Source organism: Pseudomonas sp. GW823-FHT02C05 (assembly GCF_058797595.1).
Map to the genome: position 1 here is coordinate 1,516,387 of NZ_JBXAJU010000001.1, position 15,219 is coordinate 1,531,605.

Genomic DNA, 15,219 nt, shown 5'->3' on the forward strand with positions numbered 1-15,219 from the left:
GCCCAGCTGCATTCAAAGCAGCAGGCAGGCCGCGCTGACTGCCAGCAAGGCGGCCATGGCCCGGTTGAACAGGCGCATGCCCGCCGGGTTGCCCAGGTAATGGCGCAAAAAACTGCCGGCATAGGCCCAGCAGGCCACCGACAGGTAGCAGATGACCAGGTACACCGCCGCGAACAGCCACACCAGCCGCGCCTCGCCATCGGCGGCGAAGGCTCCCATGCCGGCCACGCAAGCCAGCCAGGCCTTGGGGTTGAGCCACTGCATCAGGGCGCCATACCAGGCCGACGGCGCCCGAGGCTGGCCTTCGGTATCCAGCCGGCCATCGTCCCGGGCCAGCTTCCAGGCCATGTACAGCAGGAAGGCCACGCCGGACAGGCGGATGCCCTGGGTCAGGGCCGGCCACTGGCGCAGCAGTTCGTGCAGCCCCAGGCCGACCAGCACCAGCAACAGGACAAACCCCAGGGTGGCCCCGGCCACATGGCGCAGGCTGGCCCTGAAGCCGAACCGCGCACCGCTGCCCAGGGCGACGATGTTCACCGGCCCCGGGGTAATGGAGGCCGCCAGGGCAAAGGCCGCCATGGAAAACACTACGCTCATCACTTGCCTCTTTGTCTCTGTGGGTTGGAGCCGCACAGACTACGAGGCCGTGGTGAGGCGGTATTGAACAAAACTACCCTGCCGGTGGCGGGCTGTCGTGACACCGCGCAGGCCGCGACGAACTTGTGGATCGCGCCCGGCAATCAACTATTGAATCGGGTCACCAGTGCATTGAGTTCATGGGCGGTGGACTCAAGGTCGCCACCAATGCTGCAGGAGTGCATGGCAATATCGGCATTCTGGTCCGAGACCCGGGCGATATTGCTGATCTGCTCGGAGATTTCCTCGGCCACATGGGCCTGCTGCTCCGACGCCGCGGCCATCTGCTGGCTCATCTGGTGAATGCGCTCCACCGCCGAGTTGATGCCGTCCAGCGCCTGCTGGGTGCTGACTACCTGGGCCACCCCGGAGCGCGCCTCCACGCTGCCCTGGCGCGCCACTTCCACGGCCTGGCCCGCCACCTGCTGCAGGCTCTGGATGATGCGCTGGATGCTCTGGGTCGATTCCCGGGTCTTCGACGCCAGGGCCCGCACCTCATCGGCGACCACGGCGAACCCCCGGCCCTGCTCGCCGGCCCTCGCCGCCTCGATGGCTGCGTTCAAGGCCAGCAGGTTGGTCTGCTCAGCGATCGAATGGATCATGTTCGCCGCCACCTGGATCGACTGGGTTTCCTGCGCCAGGCCTTCCACCGACTGGCTGACCGCATCCACCGTATCCGCCAGTTTCTCGATCACCACCCGGGAACGGCGCGCCTCCTGGGAGCCGACCTGGGTCAGCTCGTTGACCTGGTCGGCCGCGGCGGCGGTGTCATGGATGTGCACCGAAACCTCGGCGATCGACGAAGCCATCTGGTTCATCGCCGTGGCCGCCATGTCGGCTTCGTCGCGCTGCTTGCCCAGGGCCGACTCGGCCTGGCGCGACAGGTTCTGGCTGGTGGAAGCCAGTGACGCCGCCTGGTTGGCGTAGTCCCCCAGGCGGCTGAGGGCGGTACGGATCTTCGCCGCCTCGCTGATCAGGATCATCTGCAGGCGTGCCACCGGGCCTCGCTCATCGGTATAGGTGCGGGCAATCAGCTCGCTGTCGAAACTGCCCAGGGACACCGCGCTGATGCGCCCCAGCAACTGCCCGGTGCGGTAGGCGCCGTGGGCCTGCACGGCAAAGAGCCCGAGCAGCGCCACTCCCAGCCCGGCCCAGAGCCCGGCCAGCCAGCCGGCCATGGCGCTGGCCAGTACCGCCAGCAGCGGCGGCAGCACAAACACCCCGGCGCCCAGCAGCCGATGGCGCCAGGGCGTGGCCAGGCGGGTGCTGCGCAGGTGCGAGTACAGGGCGGCGGCGCGCTCCACCTGCTGGCGCTCGGGCTTGACCCGCACCGATTCGTAGCCGGCAATCACGCCCTGGCTGAATATCGGTGTGACATAGGCGTTGACCCAGTAATGATCACCGTTCTGGCAACGGTTCTTGACGATACCCATCCAGCTCTTGCCGTCCTTGAGGTAGGACCACATATGGCCGAACACCGCTTCGGGCATGTCCGGATGGCGCACGATGTTGTGCGGGCTGCCAATCAGCTGTTCGCGGCTGAAACCGCTGACCGCAACGAACTCGTCATTGCAGTAAGTGATCTTGCCATGGGTATCGGTGGCGGAAATAAGCCGTTGTTCGGCAGGAAACACCCGCTCACGCTGAGTCACCGGGAGATTGTTTTTCATTTGAAAAACCTCGCAGGAAGTCTGGTAATTGCTCGTCATGATCAAACAGCAACTGGCGCATCCTGCGATTACCCGAAGACTTCTTCTGCGTACCTGCAGAACTTTCCCGAGCCTGATGAGCAATCCACTACAACAACTGCCCAGCGCCCGACCGAATCGAGTTTAGATAGCACTTTTAATCGCGCTATTGCCTCCAGGGAAATAACTTCCCTGGCAACGGAACTAGATTCAACACTCTTGACCTGGATCAATACTTAGCCTGGCAAGCAATGCCCCGGCCGCCCCTGGTTGAGAACCGATGGCCCATCACCTACCTTCTCCAGGTCCCTAAGCCATAGAGCCGCGCCAATGCCTGCCTCCTGCCAAGAAACTGCCCGCCTGCTACTGCGCGCCCCGACCCTGGACGACCTGCCCCAGGCCTGTGCCATCCATGGCGACCCGCAGACCAACCGCTTCAACCCCAACGGCCCGATCAACGCTGCCGCCTGCGCCGACAAGCTGCACGGCTGGATCGAACACTGGCAGCAGCACGGTTTCGGCTACTGGGCCATCGCCCTGCGCAGCGACCCGCAACGGCTGATCGGCTTCGGCGGGATCATGCAGGGCTTCTTCGGCCACGAGCCGGGGCTGAACCTGTACTTTCGCTTGCGCCCCGAGGCCTGGGGCCAGGGCTATGCCGCGGAAATGGCCCGGGCCGCCCTGCACCTGGCCTTCAGCGAACTGCATGCACCGCGGGTCACCGGCCTGGTGCGCCCCGACAACCTGCCCTCGCGGCGCGCCCTGGAGCGCCTGGGGCTGAGCCTGGAAGGCGAACTGGATGATTTTCCCGGCCAGGCGCCGAGCCTGCTGTACCGCATCAGCGCGCCGGACAACCCAGGCCCGGGCTGACCCTCAGGGCAGGCACCCTGGCAGCCTGCGCGGCGGACTCAACGGATTCGAGGATTGACAAAGCGATCGCCGGCTTTTAAAACTGGGCGCCTGATTCTTGAGCCTGCAGCGACCATGTCCCCAGCCACGCCCTTCATCCTTCGCACCATTGGCCTGTCGGCCAAGGTCGAGGCGCGCGTGGCCTGCAGCTCTAAATCGAAGAAACAGTCGCTCATGTGACCGGGGCGCTGTGTCCCGTCAGATGAGCTGACAGGACCTCAAGCGCTACGGACACCCTCCCCCTGCTTACCGCCCTTCTACTCTTCTGACGACGACCCGACGGTCAACCATCAGGAGAACACGCATGTCATCGTTTCAAGGTATCTGGGTCCCTATCGTCACCCCTTTCATCGACGGTGCCGTCGATTTCGCCGCCCTGGGGCGCTTGACCACTCACCTGCTGGAAAGCGGCGTAGCCGGGCTGGTGGTTTGCGGCACCACCGGCGAGGCCGCGGCCCTGGACAAGGACGAGCAGTTGGCGGTGCTCGATGCGGTGCTGGAGCGAGCCCCCGCCGGGAAGGTGATCATGGGGCTGGCGGGCAATAACCTGAAGTCGCTGCTGAGCCTGCAGGAACAGATCCTCGAGCGTGCGGTGGCCGCCTTGCTGGTGCCCGCGCCCTACTACATCCGGCCGTCGCAAGCAGCCCTGGAGAGCTTCTTCGCCACCGTGGCCGACGCCTCCAGCGTGCCGCTGATTGTCTACGACATTCCCTACCGCACCGGGGTGAGCCTGGACACCGCTACTTTGCTGAACATCGTGGCCCATCCACGGATCGCGGCGGTCAAGGACTGTGGCGGCAACCTGGAAAAGACCCTGGCGCTACTGGCCTGCGGGCAGATCGAAGTGCTGTGCGGCGAGGACCTGCAATTGTTCAACGCCTTGTGCCTGGGCGCCCATGGGGCCATTGCGGCCTCGGCGCATATCCACCCGCAACGGTTCGTCGCCTTGCTGCAACAGGTCCGGGCCCAGCAACTGGACGCGGCCCGGAGCACCTTCATGCAACTGGTGCCGCTGATCAAGGCGCTGTTCGCCGAACCCAACCCGGCGCCGGTCAAGGCACTGCTGGCCCACCAGGGGTTGATCGGAACGCAGTTGCGAGCACCGATGCACGATTGCAGCGCCGCCCTGCAAACCCTGCTCCGCACCCTGTAGGAGCGGGCTTGCCGGCGAAGAAGCCGCCACGGCTTGCACCCGCCCCAGGTAGGCTTTCGCCGGCAAGCCAGCTCCTACAGCGATGCGACATCGGTGGGGTTCTTGCAGGTGCCTTCAGCGGATGGGCGGAATGCGGATCTGCCCGGCACGGCACTGGTTCTTCACGCCTTTGCCGCAGGCGCCGAACTCCAGGTCCTTGGTCAGGCAAACACGAACTTCGGACAGCTCGGGGCCGCTGCACAGAATGGCGATGCCGTTCTCGGCGATCCCCGGGTTGCTCTGGCGAAACTGCTGGGCAATCTGGCTGGCCTCGAAATAGCGCACCGTGGTCGAAGGCTGCAGCGCCTCGGGAATCTGTACCCTGGCCAGGGCCTTGTCCGCGGCATCCAGGTACCCCATGGCCCCCAGGCCGCTGCAGGTGCCGTGCTTGCTCCATTCATGGTTCATCAGCTTGGCGGTGGGAAACAGGGTCAGGCCCTTGGCCCGCTCCTGGGCATTGAGCTGGGTCAGGGGTGGGCAGGACTCGGGCCAGCCACCCTTGGCGTATTGCGGCCACAGGCCGTGCAGGACAAAACCGTAGCCCTTGCCGGTGCACTGCTCGTTTTCCGGGTGCATCAGGCAGAAGGTCGGCGACCAGGACAGGGTCAGCAGGTAGTAGTCGAAGGTACCCGCCACCGAATCGCGCTGCTGCTTGGGCTGACGTGCGTCGCTGATGCCCACCATCCCCAGTGTCAGCACCAGGGCTGCCATCAGGGTAAAAAACTTTCTCATCGTGACCTTCTCCTTGGGAAAGCGCATCGTCCTGGCCCCGCCATCGGGGTGGAACGGATTGAAAACAACCTGATCTTTCTGGCAGGCCGGCGTTGCCGGAACATGACAGCAATTGCCCGGTGTCCCGCAGAAGCCGGTCAGGCAGCGGCTCGGAGAATACCCGCCAATGCCCTAGGCGGCAGCGCCCTCACTGCGCCGATACAGGCCGACACCCAGCGCCAGCACCGCCAGCAGGCCGGCACAACTGCGGTTGATCCAGCCCATGACCCGGGCGGAAAAGCGCGCCATGGCCCGCCGGCCACCCACGGCATAGAGGCTCATCATCAGGCAGTCCACCAGGGCGCTGACCACGGCCAGGATCAGGTACTGCTCGGCCACCGGCTGCTCCGGGCGCACGAACTGCGGCACGAAGGCGGAGAAAAACAGCAGGCCCTTGGGGTTTGACAGCCCCACCAGCAACGCCCGGCGAAACGCCGACCAGCCGCTGGCCGAGGCCCCGCCCACCGTACAGGCCAGGGCACGGGTAGGCGCTCGCCACAAGCCCCAGGCCAGATACAGCAGATAGGCCGCGCCGCAGCTCTTGACCACCACGAACAGCTCTTGCGAGGCCTGCAGCAACGCCCCCAGGCCGCAGCCCACCGCGCCGATCAGCAGCAGGTCGGACAACGCCGCGCCGGCGATGCCCCAGCCAGCCACCCGCATGCCATGCACCGCGCCATTGTTCAAGGCCAGCAACATCGAGGGGCCGGGGGTAATCATCACCGCGCTGACGGTGACGATGTACAGCAGCAGGGTTGGTATATCCATGGGTTCGCTCCAGGGTCATCCGCCGCGATCCGAAATCGCCCGGAGCACCTCAGGGCGCCCACTACGCGGGGGGGCAAAATATGACGGATCACTGCGGCACCGGGCAAGCACGACGGACCGCACACACCACTCAGGCGTCGGGAACGCTGACGAAGATGCTGTAGCGGGCCCCTTCCATGGCTTCGAAGGCGATCAGTTTCTGCACCAGCGGTTCGCTGAGCACCTTGCCGGCATTGAGCAGCAACATGCCGTTGTCGGCATTCAGGTTGCGCCGCAGGACCATCCCGGCCTGCAGCTCCCGGGTTCCCAGGACCCTGACCGTCGGATCATCGACGGTGACATCGCTCTGGTAGGCGGCACAGACCTGGACAAAGTCTTCCACCAGATTCGGGTCGTACAGGCGGCCCGCGTACTTGCGAATGAACAGCAGGGCTTCATCGCTGTTCATGTGCCGCTCCAGAATCAGCCCGCACTGCAATTCGATGAAATCCACCGCCAGCTTCAACAGCCGGGAGCCCCAGGGAATCGCCTCGCCCTTGAGGCGCTGGGGAAAGCCGCTGCCGTCCCAGCGCTCCTGGTGATGAAGGATCAGCCGCGCGGCATCCTGCATCGGTTCCAGTGCCATCAGCACCGATTCGCTCTGCTCGGGATAGGCGCGGTAGCGCGCCTGATCGGTATGGCGCAACAAGTCCGCCGGCGCCAGCAGCATGGCATCGCTCCAGCTCAACTTGCCGATGTTGTACAGGGCCGCCGCCATGGTCAGGTCGCGGCTGCTGGCCTCGTCCAGGCCGTACCTTTTGCAGCAGGCACGCACCAGTTCGATGATCTTGCGGTTGGTTTGCTTGTCCGCGGGCAGCCGCAGGTTGGCCAGCAGCGAAAACACCTCGGTGGCGGTCACATAGCTGTGCTTGAGTTCTTCGTAGGCCAGGTCGAGCATGTCGGCAGTCTGCTGTAGCTCCGCGGTCCGCGAAGCCACATGCCGTTCCAGGCTGGCGTTGCTGGCCTTGAGTTGCTGGTTCTGCTCCAGGACCAACTGCTGCAAACGCTTGAGCTCACGCTCGGCGAGCTGGTGCTCCAGGGTCTGGCGCAGGATCAGCAGCAGCTCTTCGTCATTCCAGGGCTTGCTCAGGTACTGGTGGATCTGCCCGTCGTTGACGGCCTTGATGATGGTGTTCAGATCGGCATAACCGGTGAGCAGGATTCGCCGCACCGCCGGGTACTTCTCCCGCACCCGGGCCAGCAGGGCCGCGCCGTCCATGCCGGGCATGCGCGCGTCGCTCATCACCAGGTCGACGGGGCCTTCGGCGAGGATCTCCAGCGCTCTGGCGCCGCTGTTGGCCAGCAGCACGTCATAGGGCTCGGGACGCAGCAGGCGCTTGAGACTGTTGAGAATCGACTCCTCGTCGTCCACCAGCAACACACGTGGACGCCTACCTGGCTCAACCGGCTGCGGATCTTCCATGGGGTTCTCCCTGTGCGGCATAGGCTGCCCCGCTCCGTGCTCACGGACGGCTCGGCAGCGGCGTTTTTCCCAGACAATCCTAGATGAGTTTTTTATTTTCACGCCATTGCCCCCCGCGAAATAAATTCGTCAGCCGCGGCACTGCGCAATGACTATGCTGACAACGTTGCAAGGCGGGCTCAGGGTACTAGGGAAGGTCTATGGACGCTGGCAGTGACGCACAGACAAAGGCACAAGAAGCCTCGGACCAGCCCCCAGGGCGGGCCAACCGACGGATCCTGATTGTCGATGACAGCCCGGCAATCCATGAGGATTTCCGCAAGATCCTGGCCCCGCGCCAGGCCCCGGACCTGAGCCTGGCCCAGCAACAGTTGTTCGGCCACGCCACGATGCCAGCGCAGCAAGCGCCCTTCTGCCTCGACTCGGCGTTCCAGGGCCAAGAGGCCCTGGCCCGGGTCGAAGCGTCCCTGGCCCTGGGCCTGCCCTATGCCATGGCGTTCATCGACATGCGCATGCCCCCCGGCTGGGATGGCCTGGAAACCATCGAGCGCCTGTGGAACGCCGACCCGGACCTGCAGATCGCCCTGTGCACCGCCTATTCCGACTATTCCTGGGAAGCCATGGCGCAACGCCTGGCATTCGGCGACCAGTTGCTGATCCTGAAAAAGCCCTTCGACAGCCTGGAAATCCGCCAGATGGCCAGCGCGCTGACCTGGAAGTGGCAGATGGCACAGGACGCCCGACAGAAACTCGACGACCTGCAACAGACCATCGAAAGACGGGTGGCCGAACTGCTCAAGGTCTCCCACCTGCTGCACTACGACGTGCTCACCGGCCTGCCCTCCAGCACCTTGCTGGGAGACCGCCTGGGCCAGGCCATGGCACGGGCCCGCCGTTATGAGCAGCGGCTGGCGGTGATGTTCCTCGGCCTGGACCGGTTCAAGCGGATCAACCATGCCCTGGGATACCCGGCCGGGGACGAGTTGCTCAAGAGAATCGCCCGGCGCCTGGAACAAGGCATGCGCGAGTCGGACTCGCTGTTTCGCTACGGCTCCGACGAGTTCGTGGTGGTGCTCCATGACCAGCAGCATCCGGCGCAGATACGCGCGCTTGCGCAAAAGCTGCTGGCCACCGTGAGCCAGTTCGATGACATCGCCGGGCACGACCTGCAGGTGACGGCCAGCCTGGGCATCAGCCTGTACCCCGAGGATGGCCAGGATGCCCTGGCGCTGATCAAGAAAGCCGAGATGGCCATGCGCACCAGCAAGGAGCAGGCACCGGGCAGCTACTGTTTCTTCACCGATGACATGACGCACCGGGCCCGGGAGCAGCAATACCTGGAGTCGGGGATTCTCCAGGCCCTGGAACGCCGGGAGTTCCACCTGCATTACCAGCCGAAAATCCACCTGGCCTCGGGCAATGTGGTAGGCGCTGAAGCGCTGATTCGCTGGCAACGCCCGCAACAGGGCTGGATCAGCCCCGAGCTGTTCATTCCAGTGGCCGAAGACAGCGGCTTGATCACCCGCATCAGCCAATGGGTCCTGGGGGAAGCCACTCGCCAGTGCCGGGCCTGGCAGAGCGCCGGCCTGCCCCCTGTGCCGTTGTCCATCAACCTGTCGGCGGCTGACTTCAGGCAGCCGCAACTGCTCCAGCAACTGCGCGACGCGCTCAGCGACAACGCCCTGGACCCAGCCTGGCTGGAACTGGAAATCACCGAAGGCGTACTGCTGCAGAACGTCGAGGTCACGCTGGCTACCCTGCTGGCGATCAAGGCCCTGGGCGTGCGCCTGGCCGTCGATGATTTCGGTACCGGCTATTCGAGCCTGAGCTACCTGCGCAAGTTTCCCGTGGATGTGCTCAAGATCGACCAATCCTTCATCCACGGCCTGAGCCACGAACACAAGGACGCCGTACTGGTCAGCGCCATCATCAACCTGGGGCGCAGCCTGAACCTGAAGGTCATCGCCGAAGGGGTGGAGACGCACCAGCAACTGACCTTTCTCCAGCAGCAAGGCTGCGAGGAAGCCCAGGGCTACTACTTCAGCAAGGCCCTGCCCGCCGAAGACTTCGCTCGCCTGCTGGGCAAGCACAGGCCGCAGTTCCAGGTGACGGACCATGACCACTGACCAACCGCGCCAGCCGCCGCGCCGCCGCGCACGGGTACTGCTCCTGCTGCTCTGGGCAGGGCTGGGCGCCACCAGCCCGAGCGCTTTTGCCGCGCCCCTGGACGAACCGCTCAAGCCGTTGCCCGCACCGCCGGCACTCGACCCCCAGCGGGTCGAGCTCGGGCGCCAGCTGTTCAACGAACCGCGCCTGTCCCAGGACCACAGCCTGTCCTGTGCCAGCTGCCACCGGCTGGACCAGGGCGGGGCCGACTCCCAGGCAAAATCGCCGGGTTTCAAGGGGCAGCCTACCCGGGTCAACACCCCCAGCGTGTTCAATGCCGCGCTGAATTTCCGGCAGTTCTGGGACGGGCGCGTCGAATCCCTGGAAGCGCAGATCGACAGCGTCGTGCAAAGCCCCAGCGAGATGGGCAACACCTGGCCGGCGCTGATCCGCACCTTGAGCGATGACAGCGCCTACCAGAAGTCCTTCGGTGCCCTGTACCCGGACGGCATCACCGCAGCCAACGTGCAAAATGCCCTGGCCACCTATGAAAAGACCTTGCTCAGCGCCAACTCGCGGTTCGACCAGTACCTGCAAGGCAATACCGACATCCTCAGCCTGGAAGAAAAATACGGTTACCAGCGCTTCAAGGATTACGGCTGCATCGCCTGCCACCAGGGGGTCAATATCGGCGGCAACATGTTTCAGAAGTTCGGCGTGATGGGCGACTACTTCGCTGCCCGGGGCAACCCCACCGACGCCGACCTGGGGCGCTTCCTGGTCACCGGCGACGAACAGGACCGCAACGTGTTCAAGGTGCCCAGCCTGCGCAATGTCGCAGTGACTGCGCCCTACTTCCATGACGGTTCGGCGCCGACCCTGGAGCAGGCTGTGGAAGTCATGTTCAAGTATCAACTGGGGCGCCCGCCCAATACCCAGGACATCAGCCTGATCGTCAAGTTTCTCAAGACCCTGACCGGCGAATGGCAGGGCAAGCCCTTATGAAGCTGTCCCGACGCGTGCCGATCATGCTGCTGTCGCTACTGACCCTGAGCCTGGTGCTGGGGCTGGCCTTTCTCTACTTCAAGACGGTGATCGGCCAGCCCTCGAACTACGTACTGGCGCGGGACCTGATCAGCCATATCAAGCAGTTGAATGCCCAATGGGAAACCGAGGTGCTCAAGGCTCGGATCGCCATCACCCACGACTACGATCCACTGGTCATGCCGGTGCAAGAGATCAACCAGCTGTGGAACCGCTTCGATCAGCTTTCACAACAGAACCACAATGACCCGGCCGCCTGGACGGCCGGCCACCAGGCGTTCATCGAGGCCTTCCAGGAAAAGGCCGGCCTGGTGGAGCGTTTCAAGACCCACAACGCGGTGCTGCGCAACTCCCTGGCCTTCCTGCCCACTGCCGAAGACGACATCCAGCGCCGCCTGGCCGGCCTTGACGACCAGGCGCGGCTGTCAGAGCAGACCATTGCCATCGATACCTATGACCTGCTGCTCAGCAGCCTGGAGTTCGCCCAGGTTTCCAGCGACGACCGGGCCGCAGACATCCTGGTGGGGCTGAACAAACTGGCGGTCAACAAGGAGCGCCTGCCCGAACCCATGCATGAGCCGGTGGAGATCCTCAGCAACCACGTCTCGGTGATTCTGCGGGAGCAGCCGGTGGTCAACGACCTGCTGGAGCGCATCACCTCGATCCCCATCGCCCAGCGCCTGGACGACATCACCCATCTGCTCAACGCCGATCAGTCGCAGGCCGATCTGCAGGACCAGAAGGCCCACCAGTACCTGCTGCTCTTTGCCGCCTTGCTGGTGATACTGATTCTCTACCTGGCCGTCAGGCTGGTACGCAGCTACGCGGTCATCCGCCGGGTGAACACGGCCCTGCAGAGCGCCAACGAGCACCTGGAACACCGGGTCGAGGAACGCACCCGGGAGCTCAAGGAAGCCCAGAGCGAACTCTTGGACAGCGCCCGCCAGGCGGGCATGGCGGAAATTGCGACCAACGTCCTGCACAACGTGGGCAACGTGCTCAACAGCGTGAATATCTGCAGCGAAATGCTCAGCCGCACCCTGCGCTCCAGCAAGGCACAAGGGCTGGGCAAGGCCATGCAGTTGATCAACCAGCACCAGGATGACCTGGGGCGTTTTTTCACCGAAGACGACAAAGGCAAGCTGCTCCCCGGCTACCTCAATCAATTGGTCGAAGCCATAGCCACCGAGCAGCAGGGCATGGGCGAAGAACTGGCTCAGTTGGCCCGTAGCGTCGACCACATCAAGGAAATCGTCGCCACCCAGCAATCCTATGCCGGAGCCTCTCGGCTGATAGAACCCCTGCGGGTCGCCGAGCTGATCGAAGACGCCCTGCGCATGAACTCCGGCGCCCTGGCCCGGCATCAGGTCACGGTGGTCAAGGACTATGGCCCGTTGCCTCCGGTGATGGGCGACAAGCACCGCATGCTGCTGATCCTGATCAACCTGATCAGCAACGCCAAGTACGCCATGTCCAACCTCGATGATCATTCACGGACCCTGACCCTAAGCGCCAGAGTGCTGGACGGCCAGACCCTGAGCATCAGCGTCAAGGATGAAGGCGAAGGCATCCCCGCGGAGAACCTGACGCGGATTTTTTCCCACGGCTTCACCACCCGCAAGGACGGCCACGGCTTCGGCTTGCATAGCTGCGCCCTGGCGGCCATGGAGATGGGTGGACAATTGAATGTGCACAGTGATGGCCCCGGCCTGGGCGCCACCTTCACTCTGGACATCCCGCTGATCAGCGCAGAGGACCCATGATGGACCAGTTGAACAATCGCCGGATCCTGCTGATCGACGATACCCCGTCGATCCACGAGGACTTTCGCAAGATCCTCACCCCGCCCGAGGCAGACGACAACGGTCTGGATGACCTGGAGGCACAGCTGTTCGGCGCCACGGCCAAGCCCCGGCAACAGCCTTTCGAACTGGATTCGGCCTACGGCGGCGAGGAAGGCCTGGCCATGGTCTGCCAGGCCCAGGAGCGGCAGCGTCCCTATGCCCTGGCGTTTGTCGACATGCGCATGCCCCAGGGCTGGGACGGCGCGCAGACCATCGAACGCCTCTGGCAACAGGACCCGCGGCTACAGGTGGTGGTGTGCACCGCCTACTCCGACTATTCCTGGGAAGAGCTGCTGGAGCGCCTGCAGGGTCATCACCGCCTGCTGATCCTGAAGAAGCCCTTTGACAACATCGAAGTCCAGCAGATGGCCAACACCCTGACCAGCAAGTGGGAAATGACCGCCCGCGCGCTTTTGCAAATGCATCACCTGGAGCACCTGGTGCAGCAGCGCACCGAAGACCTGAGGCAGGCCGGGGCGGCGCTGCAACTGGAGATCGACGAACGCAAGCAGTTGGAAAACCAGCTGGTGCAATCGGAAAAACTGGCCTCCCTCGGGCAACTGGCCGCCGGGGTCGCCCACGAAATCAACAACCCCATCGGTTTCGTGTCCTCCAACCTCGGCAGCCTGGCAGGCTACCTGCAGCAGCTCGACCAGATGCTCAGCGCCTATCGCCAGGCCGAAGAAGCCATCGCCGCGCCGGAACTGCGCAAGCACCTGCAGAGCCTGCGCGAGAGCATCGACCTGGACTTCCTCCAGCAGGACATTCCGGTACTGATCAGGGAGTCCAAGGAAGGCATCGGCCGGGTGGCGCAGATCGTCAAGGACCTGAAGAACTTCTCCCGGGTCGACAGCGACCAGCAATGGCAGCTGGCGAGCCTGCAACAGGGCATCGACTCGACCCTGAACATTGTTGCCAACGAACTCAAGTACAAGGCCGACCTGGTCACCGACTACCAGCCGTTGCCGGAAATCGAATGCCTGCCCTCCCAACTCAATCAAGTGGTGATGAACCTGGTGGTCAACGCGGCGCAGGCCATAGGCCCCGAGCGCGGCACCATTACCCTGCGCAACGGCGTGGACGGCGAGCGGGTCTGGCTGGAGGTCAGCGACAGCGGCTGCGGCATCGACCAGGAGCACCTGGCCAAGATCTTCGACCCCTTCTTCACCACCAAGCCGGTGGGCCAGGGGACCGGCCTGGGCCTGTCGCTGTCCTACGGCATCGTCAAGAAGCACGGCGGGCAGATCAGCGTGCAGAGCCAGCCGGGCGTCGGCAGCACCTTTCGCGTGGAACTGCCGATCCGGCAGGCGCGTCAGGAGTTGCCCGCACAACCCTAGCCACACCGCCCCCCTACCGCTAAGGCCTGGCACAGGAGCTGTCCATGAACCGCCCCGACGATTCGATCAAGCTCGGCAAGCAAGCCCGCAAGGACTGCCCCCGCAGCTCCCATTCCGATCCCGGGCAGATCAAGCGCGACCCCTTGCCGTTGATCGAGGCCTCCAGCCAGGGCCGGGTCCAGTCCCTGGTGGCACTGCGCTACGGGCGCATGCTGGTGTCGCCCTTCACCTTCTACCGTGGCAACGCCCTGCTCCAGGCCCACGACCTGGCCAGCACCCCGGACATGGGCCTGCGCTCGACCATCTGTGGCGACTGCCACCTGATGAACTTCGGCGGCTTTGCCACCCCCGAGCGCAACCTGCTGTTCAGCGTCAACGACTTCGACGAGGTCCATCCCGGCCCCTGGGAGTGGGACCTCAAGCGCCTGGTGGCGAGTTTCCTGATTGCCGCCCGGCACCTGCGCCACGGCCCGGGGGTCGAAGAGGCCCTGTGCCGCGAACTGGTGGGCGCCTATCAGCGCAGCATGGCCACCTGCGCCGGGCAAAGCGCCCTGGAGATCTGGTACGACGCCCTGACCTACGAAGACCTGCTGCACCAGGCGCGCTCCAACAGCGACACCCTGGAGCATGTGCAACGGGCCATCGACAAGGCCGCCCGGCGCACCCATGCCGAGCTCCTGCCCAAGATCAGCGAACGCGACGCCCGGGGCCGCCTGCTGATTCGCGACGACCTGCCGGAAATCTTCCACCTGCACAACACCACCAGCCTGCTGGACCCCGACGATGACTGGATGCGCCTGGAAGACTGGCGGCCGCTGTACGACACCTTCATGCGCGACTACCGCGGCACCCTGCAGGCCGACCGCCGCGACCTGCTGGCACGGTTCCAGCCCAGCGACCTGGCCTTCAAGGTGGTGGGGGTTGGCAGCGTCGGCACCCGCTGCCTGGTGGCGCTGCTCACCGACGCCCAGCAGCGGCCACTGTTCCTGCAATTCAAGGAAGCCCGGCGCTCGGTGCTCGCCGACTATGTGCGCGAACGCTCAAAGCCAAGGCACAACGGCCAGCGGGTGGTGGAAGGCCAGCGCCTGATGCAGTCCGCCAGCGATCTCTTCCTGGGCTGGACCACCGGCCCCAACGGCCGTCATTTCTATGTGCGCCAACTGCGCGACATGAAGGTCTCGGCGGAACTTGAGACCTTCGACGAGGACACCTTCGCCGCCTATGCCAGGATCTGCGGCCGGGCCTTGGCCCGGGCCCACGCCAAGGCTTCGGGCCAGGCCGCGCGGATCAGCGGCTACATCGGCAAGAGCGAAACCCTGGCCGAAGCCCTGTGGCACTACGCCCAGGCCTATGCCACGCAGAACGAACGGGATTTCGAGCGCTTCCAGCAGGCCTGCCGCAAAGGCCGCCTGCAAGCGCGCTCGGAGGCCGACTTCGCCGCCGACCACCTGCCCTGAAACAC

General features: G+C 64.6%; 12 protein-coding genes and 1 pseudogene. 7 read left to right on the forward strand and 6 right to left on the reverse strand.

Annotated features, from left to right (window positions below; translation table 11 throughout):
- Window positions 1-12: 12 nt before the first annotated feature.
- The 3 genes and pseudogenes from AC1RGE_RS06830 to AC1RGE_RS06840 all read right to left on the reverse strand — a co-directional run.
- Window positions 13-597 carry a LysE family translocator gene (locus AC1RGE_RS06830; protein ID WP_011061600.1) on the reverse strand — a complete coding sequence of 195 codons (585 nt, stop codon included), beginning with the start codon at window positions 595-597 and terminating at the stop codon, window positions 13-15.
- A 143-nt stretch (window positions 598-740) separates the two neighbouring features.
- Window positions 741-1,814, reverse strand: a complete 1,074-nt coding sequence (locus AC1RGE_RS06835) for a methyl-accepting chemotaxis protein (RefSeq protein WP_492584250.1) — start codon at window positions 1,812-1,814, stop codon at window positions 741-743.
- Between the two features lie 168 nt (window positions 1,815-1,982).
- Window positions 1,983-2,345 (reverse strand): annotated as a pseudogene (locus AC1RGE_RS06840) (PAS domain-containing protein); the annotation flags it as partial.
- Window positions 2,346-2,654: 309 nt separating this feature from the next.
- On the opposite strand from AC1RGE_RS06840, the gene AC1RGE_RS06845 reads away from it, so the two are divergent.
- Together AC1RGE_RS06845 and dapA are read left to right on the forward strand one after the other, a co-directional pair.
- Entirely contained in the window at window positions 2,655-3,194 is a 540-nt protein-coding gene (locus AC1RGE_RS06845) for a GNAT family N-acetyltransferase (protein WP_103290934.1), read from the forward strand.
- A 343-nt stretch (window positions 3,195-3,537) separates the two neighbouring features.
- A complete protein-coding gene (dapA, locus tag AC1RGE_RS06850) occupies window positions 3,538-4,386 on the forward strand; it encodes a 4-hydroxy-tetrahydrodipicolinate synthase (RefSeq protein ID WP_011061603.1) in 849 nt (282 codons plus the stop codon).
- A 114-nt stretch (window positions 4,387-4,500) separates the two neighbouring features.
- Here the strand turns inward: dapA and AC1RGE_RS06855 are convergent, their stop codons facing one another.
- From AC1RGE_RS06855 to nosR, 3 genes are all read right to left on the reverse strand, one after another.
- Window positions 4,501-5,157, reverse strand: a complete 657-nt coding sequence (locus tag AC1RGE_RS06855) for a ribonuclease T2 family protein (protein WP_011061604.1) — start codon at window positions 5,155-5,157, stop codon at window positions 4,501-4,503.
- 171 nt (window positions 5,158-5,328) lie between these two features.
- Window positions 5,329-5,964 carry a LysE family translocator gene (locus tag AC1RGE_RS06860; RefSeq protein WP_011061605.1) on the reverse strand — a complete coding sequence of 212 codons (636 nt, stop codon included), beginning with the start codon at window positions 5,962-5,964 and terminating at the stop codon, window positions 5,329-5,331.
- A gap of 130 nt (window positions 5,965-6,094) precedes the next feature.
- Window positions 6,095-7,426, reverse strand: coding sequence for a response regulator c-di-GMP phosphodiesterase, NosR family (gene nosR / locus AC1RGE_RS06865; RefSeq protein ID WP_011061606.1), 1,332 nt, complete (start codon window positions 7,424-7,426; stop codon window positions 6,095-6,097).
- Window positions 7,427-7,626: 200 nt separating this feature from the next.
- On the opposite strand from nosR, the gene AC1RGE_RS06870 reads away from it, so the two are divergent.
- From AC1RGE_RS06870 to AC1RGE_RS06890, 5 genes are read left to right on the forward strand one after another with little or no spacing between them, the layout of a single operon-like run.
- On the forward strand, window positions 7,627-9,552 hold the full coding sequence (locus AC1RGE_RS06870) for a GGDEF/EAL domain-containing response regulator (RefSeq protein WP_492583727.1): 1,926 nt from the start codon (window positions 7,627-7,629) through the stop codon (window positions 9,550-9,552).
- The gene (locus AC1RGE_RS06875) at window positions 9,542-10,537 is read left to right on the forward strand and encodes a cytochrome-c peroxidase (RefSeq protein ID WP_011061608.1); all 996 of its coding nucleotides are present in this window, start codon (window positions 9,542-9,544) and stop codon (window positions 10,535-10,537) included. The genes AC1RGE_RS06870 and AC1RGE_RS06875 overlap by 11 nt, the downstream gene beginning before the upstream one ends.
- Window positions 10,534-12,339: a DAHL domain-containing protein gene (locus tag AC1RGE_RS06880; protein WP_011061609.1), complete on the forward strand. Its 1,806-nt coding sequence runs from the start codon at window positions 10,534-10,536 to the stop codon at window positions 12,337-12,339. The genes AC1RGE_RS06875 and AC1RGE_RS06880 overlap by 4 nt, the downstream gene beginning before the upstream one ends.
- Window positions 12,339-13,757 carry an ATP-binding protein gene (locus AC1RGE_RS06885; protein WP_011061610.1) on the forward strand — a complete coding sequence of 473 codons (1,419 nt, stop codon included), beginning with the start codon at window positions 12,339-12,341 and terminating at the stop codon, window positions 13,755-13,757. The genes AC1RGE_RS06880 and AC1RGE_RS06885 overlap by 1 nt, the downstream gene beginning before the upstream one ends.
- A 44-nt stretch (window positions 13,758-13,801) precedes the next feature.
- Window positions 13,802-15,214, forward strand: a complete 1,413-nt coding sequence (locus tag AC1RGE_RS06890) for a DUF2252 domain-containing protein (RefSeq protein ID WP_011061611.1) — start codon at window positions 13,802-13,804, stop codon at window positions 15,212-15,214.
- The last annotated feature ends 5 nt before the right edge of the window (window positions 15,215-15,219 follow it).

Excerpts from the sequence above, each read along its gene's own strand:
- AC1RGE_RS06860 (WP_011061605.1), bottom strand. The coding sequence starts at position 5,964 with ATGGATATACCAACCCTGCTGCTGTACATCGTCACCGTCAGCGCGGTG.
- AC1RGE_RS06875 (WP_011061608.1), top strand. The coding sequence starts at position 9,542 with ATGACCACTGACCAACCGCGCCAGCCGCCGCGCCGCCGCGCACGGGTA.
- AC1RGE_RS06845 (WP_103290934.1), top strand. The coding sequence starts at position 2,655 with ATGCCTGCCTCCTGCCAAGAAACTGCCCGCCTGCTACTGCGCGCCCCG.
- AC1RGE_RS06885 (WP_011061610.1), top strand. The coding sequence starts at position 12,339 with ATGGACCAGTTGAACAATCGCCGGATCCTGCTGATCGACGATACCCCG.
- nosR (WP_011061606.1), bottom strand. The coding sequence starts at position 7,426 with ATGGAAGATCCGCAGCCGGTTGAGCCAGGTAGGCGTCCACGTGTGTTG.
- AC1RGE_RS06855 (WP_011061604.1), bottom strand. The coding sequence starts at position 5,157 with ATGAGAAAGTTTTTTACCCTGATGGCAGCCCTGGTGCTGACACTGGGG.
- AC1RGE_RS06880 (WP_011061609.1), top strand. The coding sequence starts at position 10,534 with ATGAAGCTGTCCCGACGCGTGCCGATCATGCTGCTGTCGCTACTGACC.
- AC1RGE_RS06835 (WP_492584250.1), bottom strand. The coding sequence starts at position 1,814 with ATGGCCGGCTGGCTGGCCGGGCTCTGGGCCGGGCTGGGAGTGGCGCTG.
- AC1RGE_RS06870 (WP_492583727.1), top strand. The coding sequence starts at position 7,627 with ATGGACGCTGGCAGTGACGCACAGACAAAGGCACAAGAAGCCTCGGAC.
- dapA (WP_011061603.1), top strand. The coding sequence starts at position 3,538 with ATGTCATCGTTTCAAGGTATCTGGGTCCCTATCGTCACCCCTTTCATC.
- AC1RGE_RS06890 (WP_011061611.1), top strand. The coding sequence starts at position 13,802 with ATGAACCGCCCCGACGATTCGATCAAGCTCGGCAAGCAAGCCCGCAAG.
- AC1RGE_RS06830 (WP_011061600.1), bottom strand. The coding sequence starts at position 597 with ATGAGCGTAGTGTTTTCCATGGCGGCCTTTGCCCTGGCGGCCTCCATT.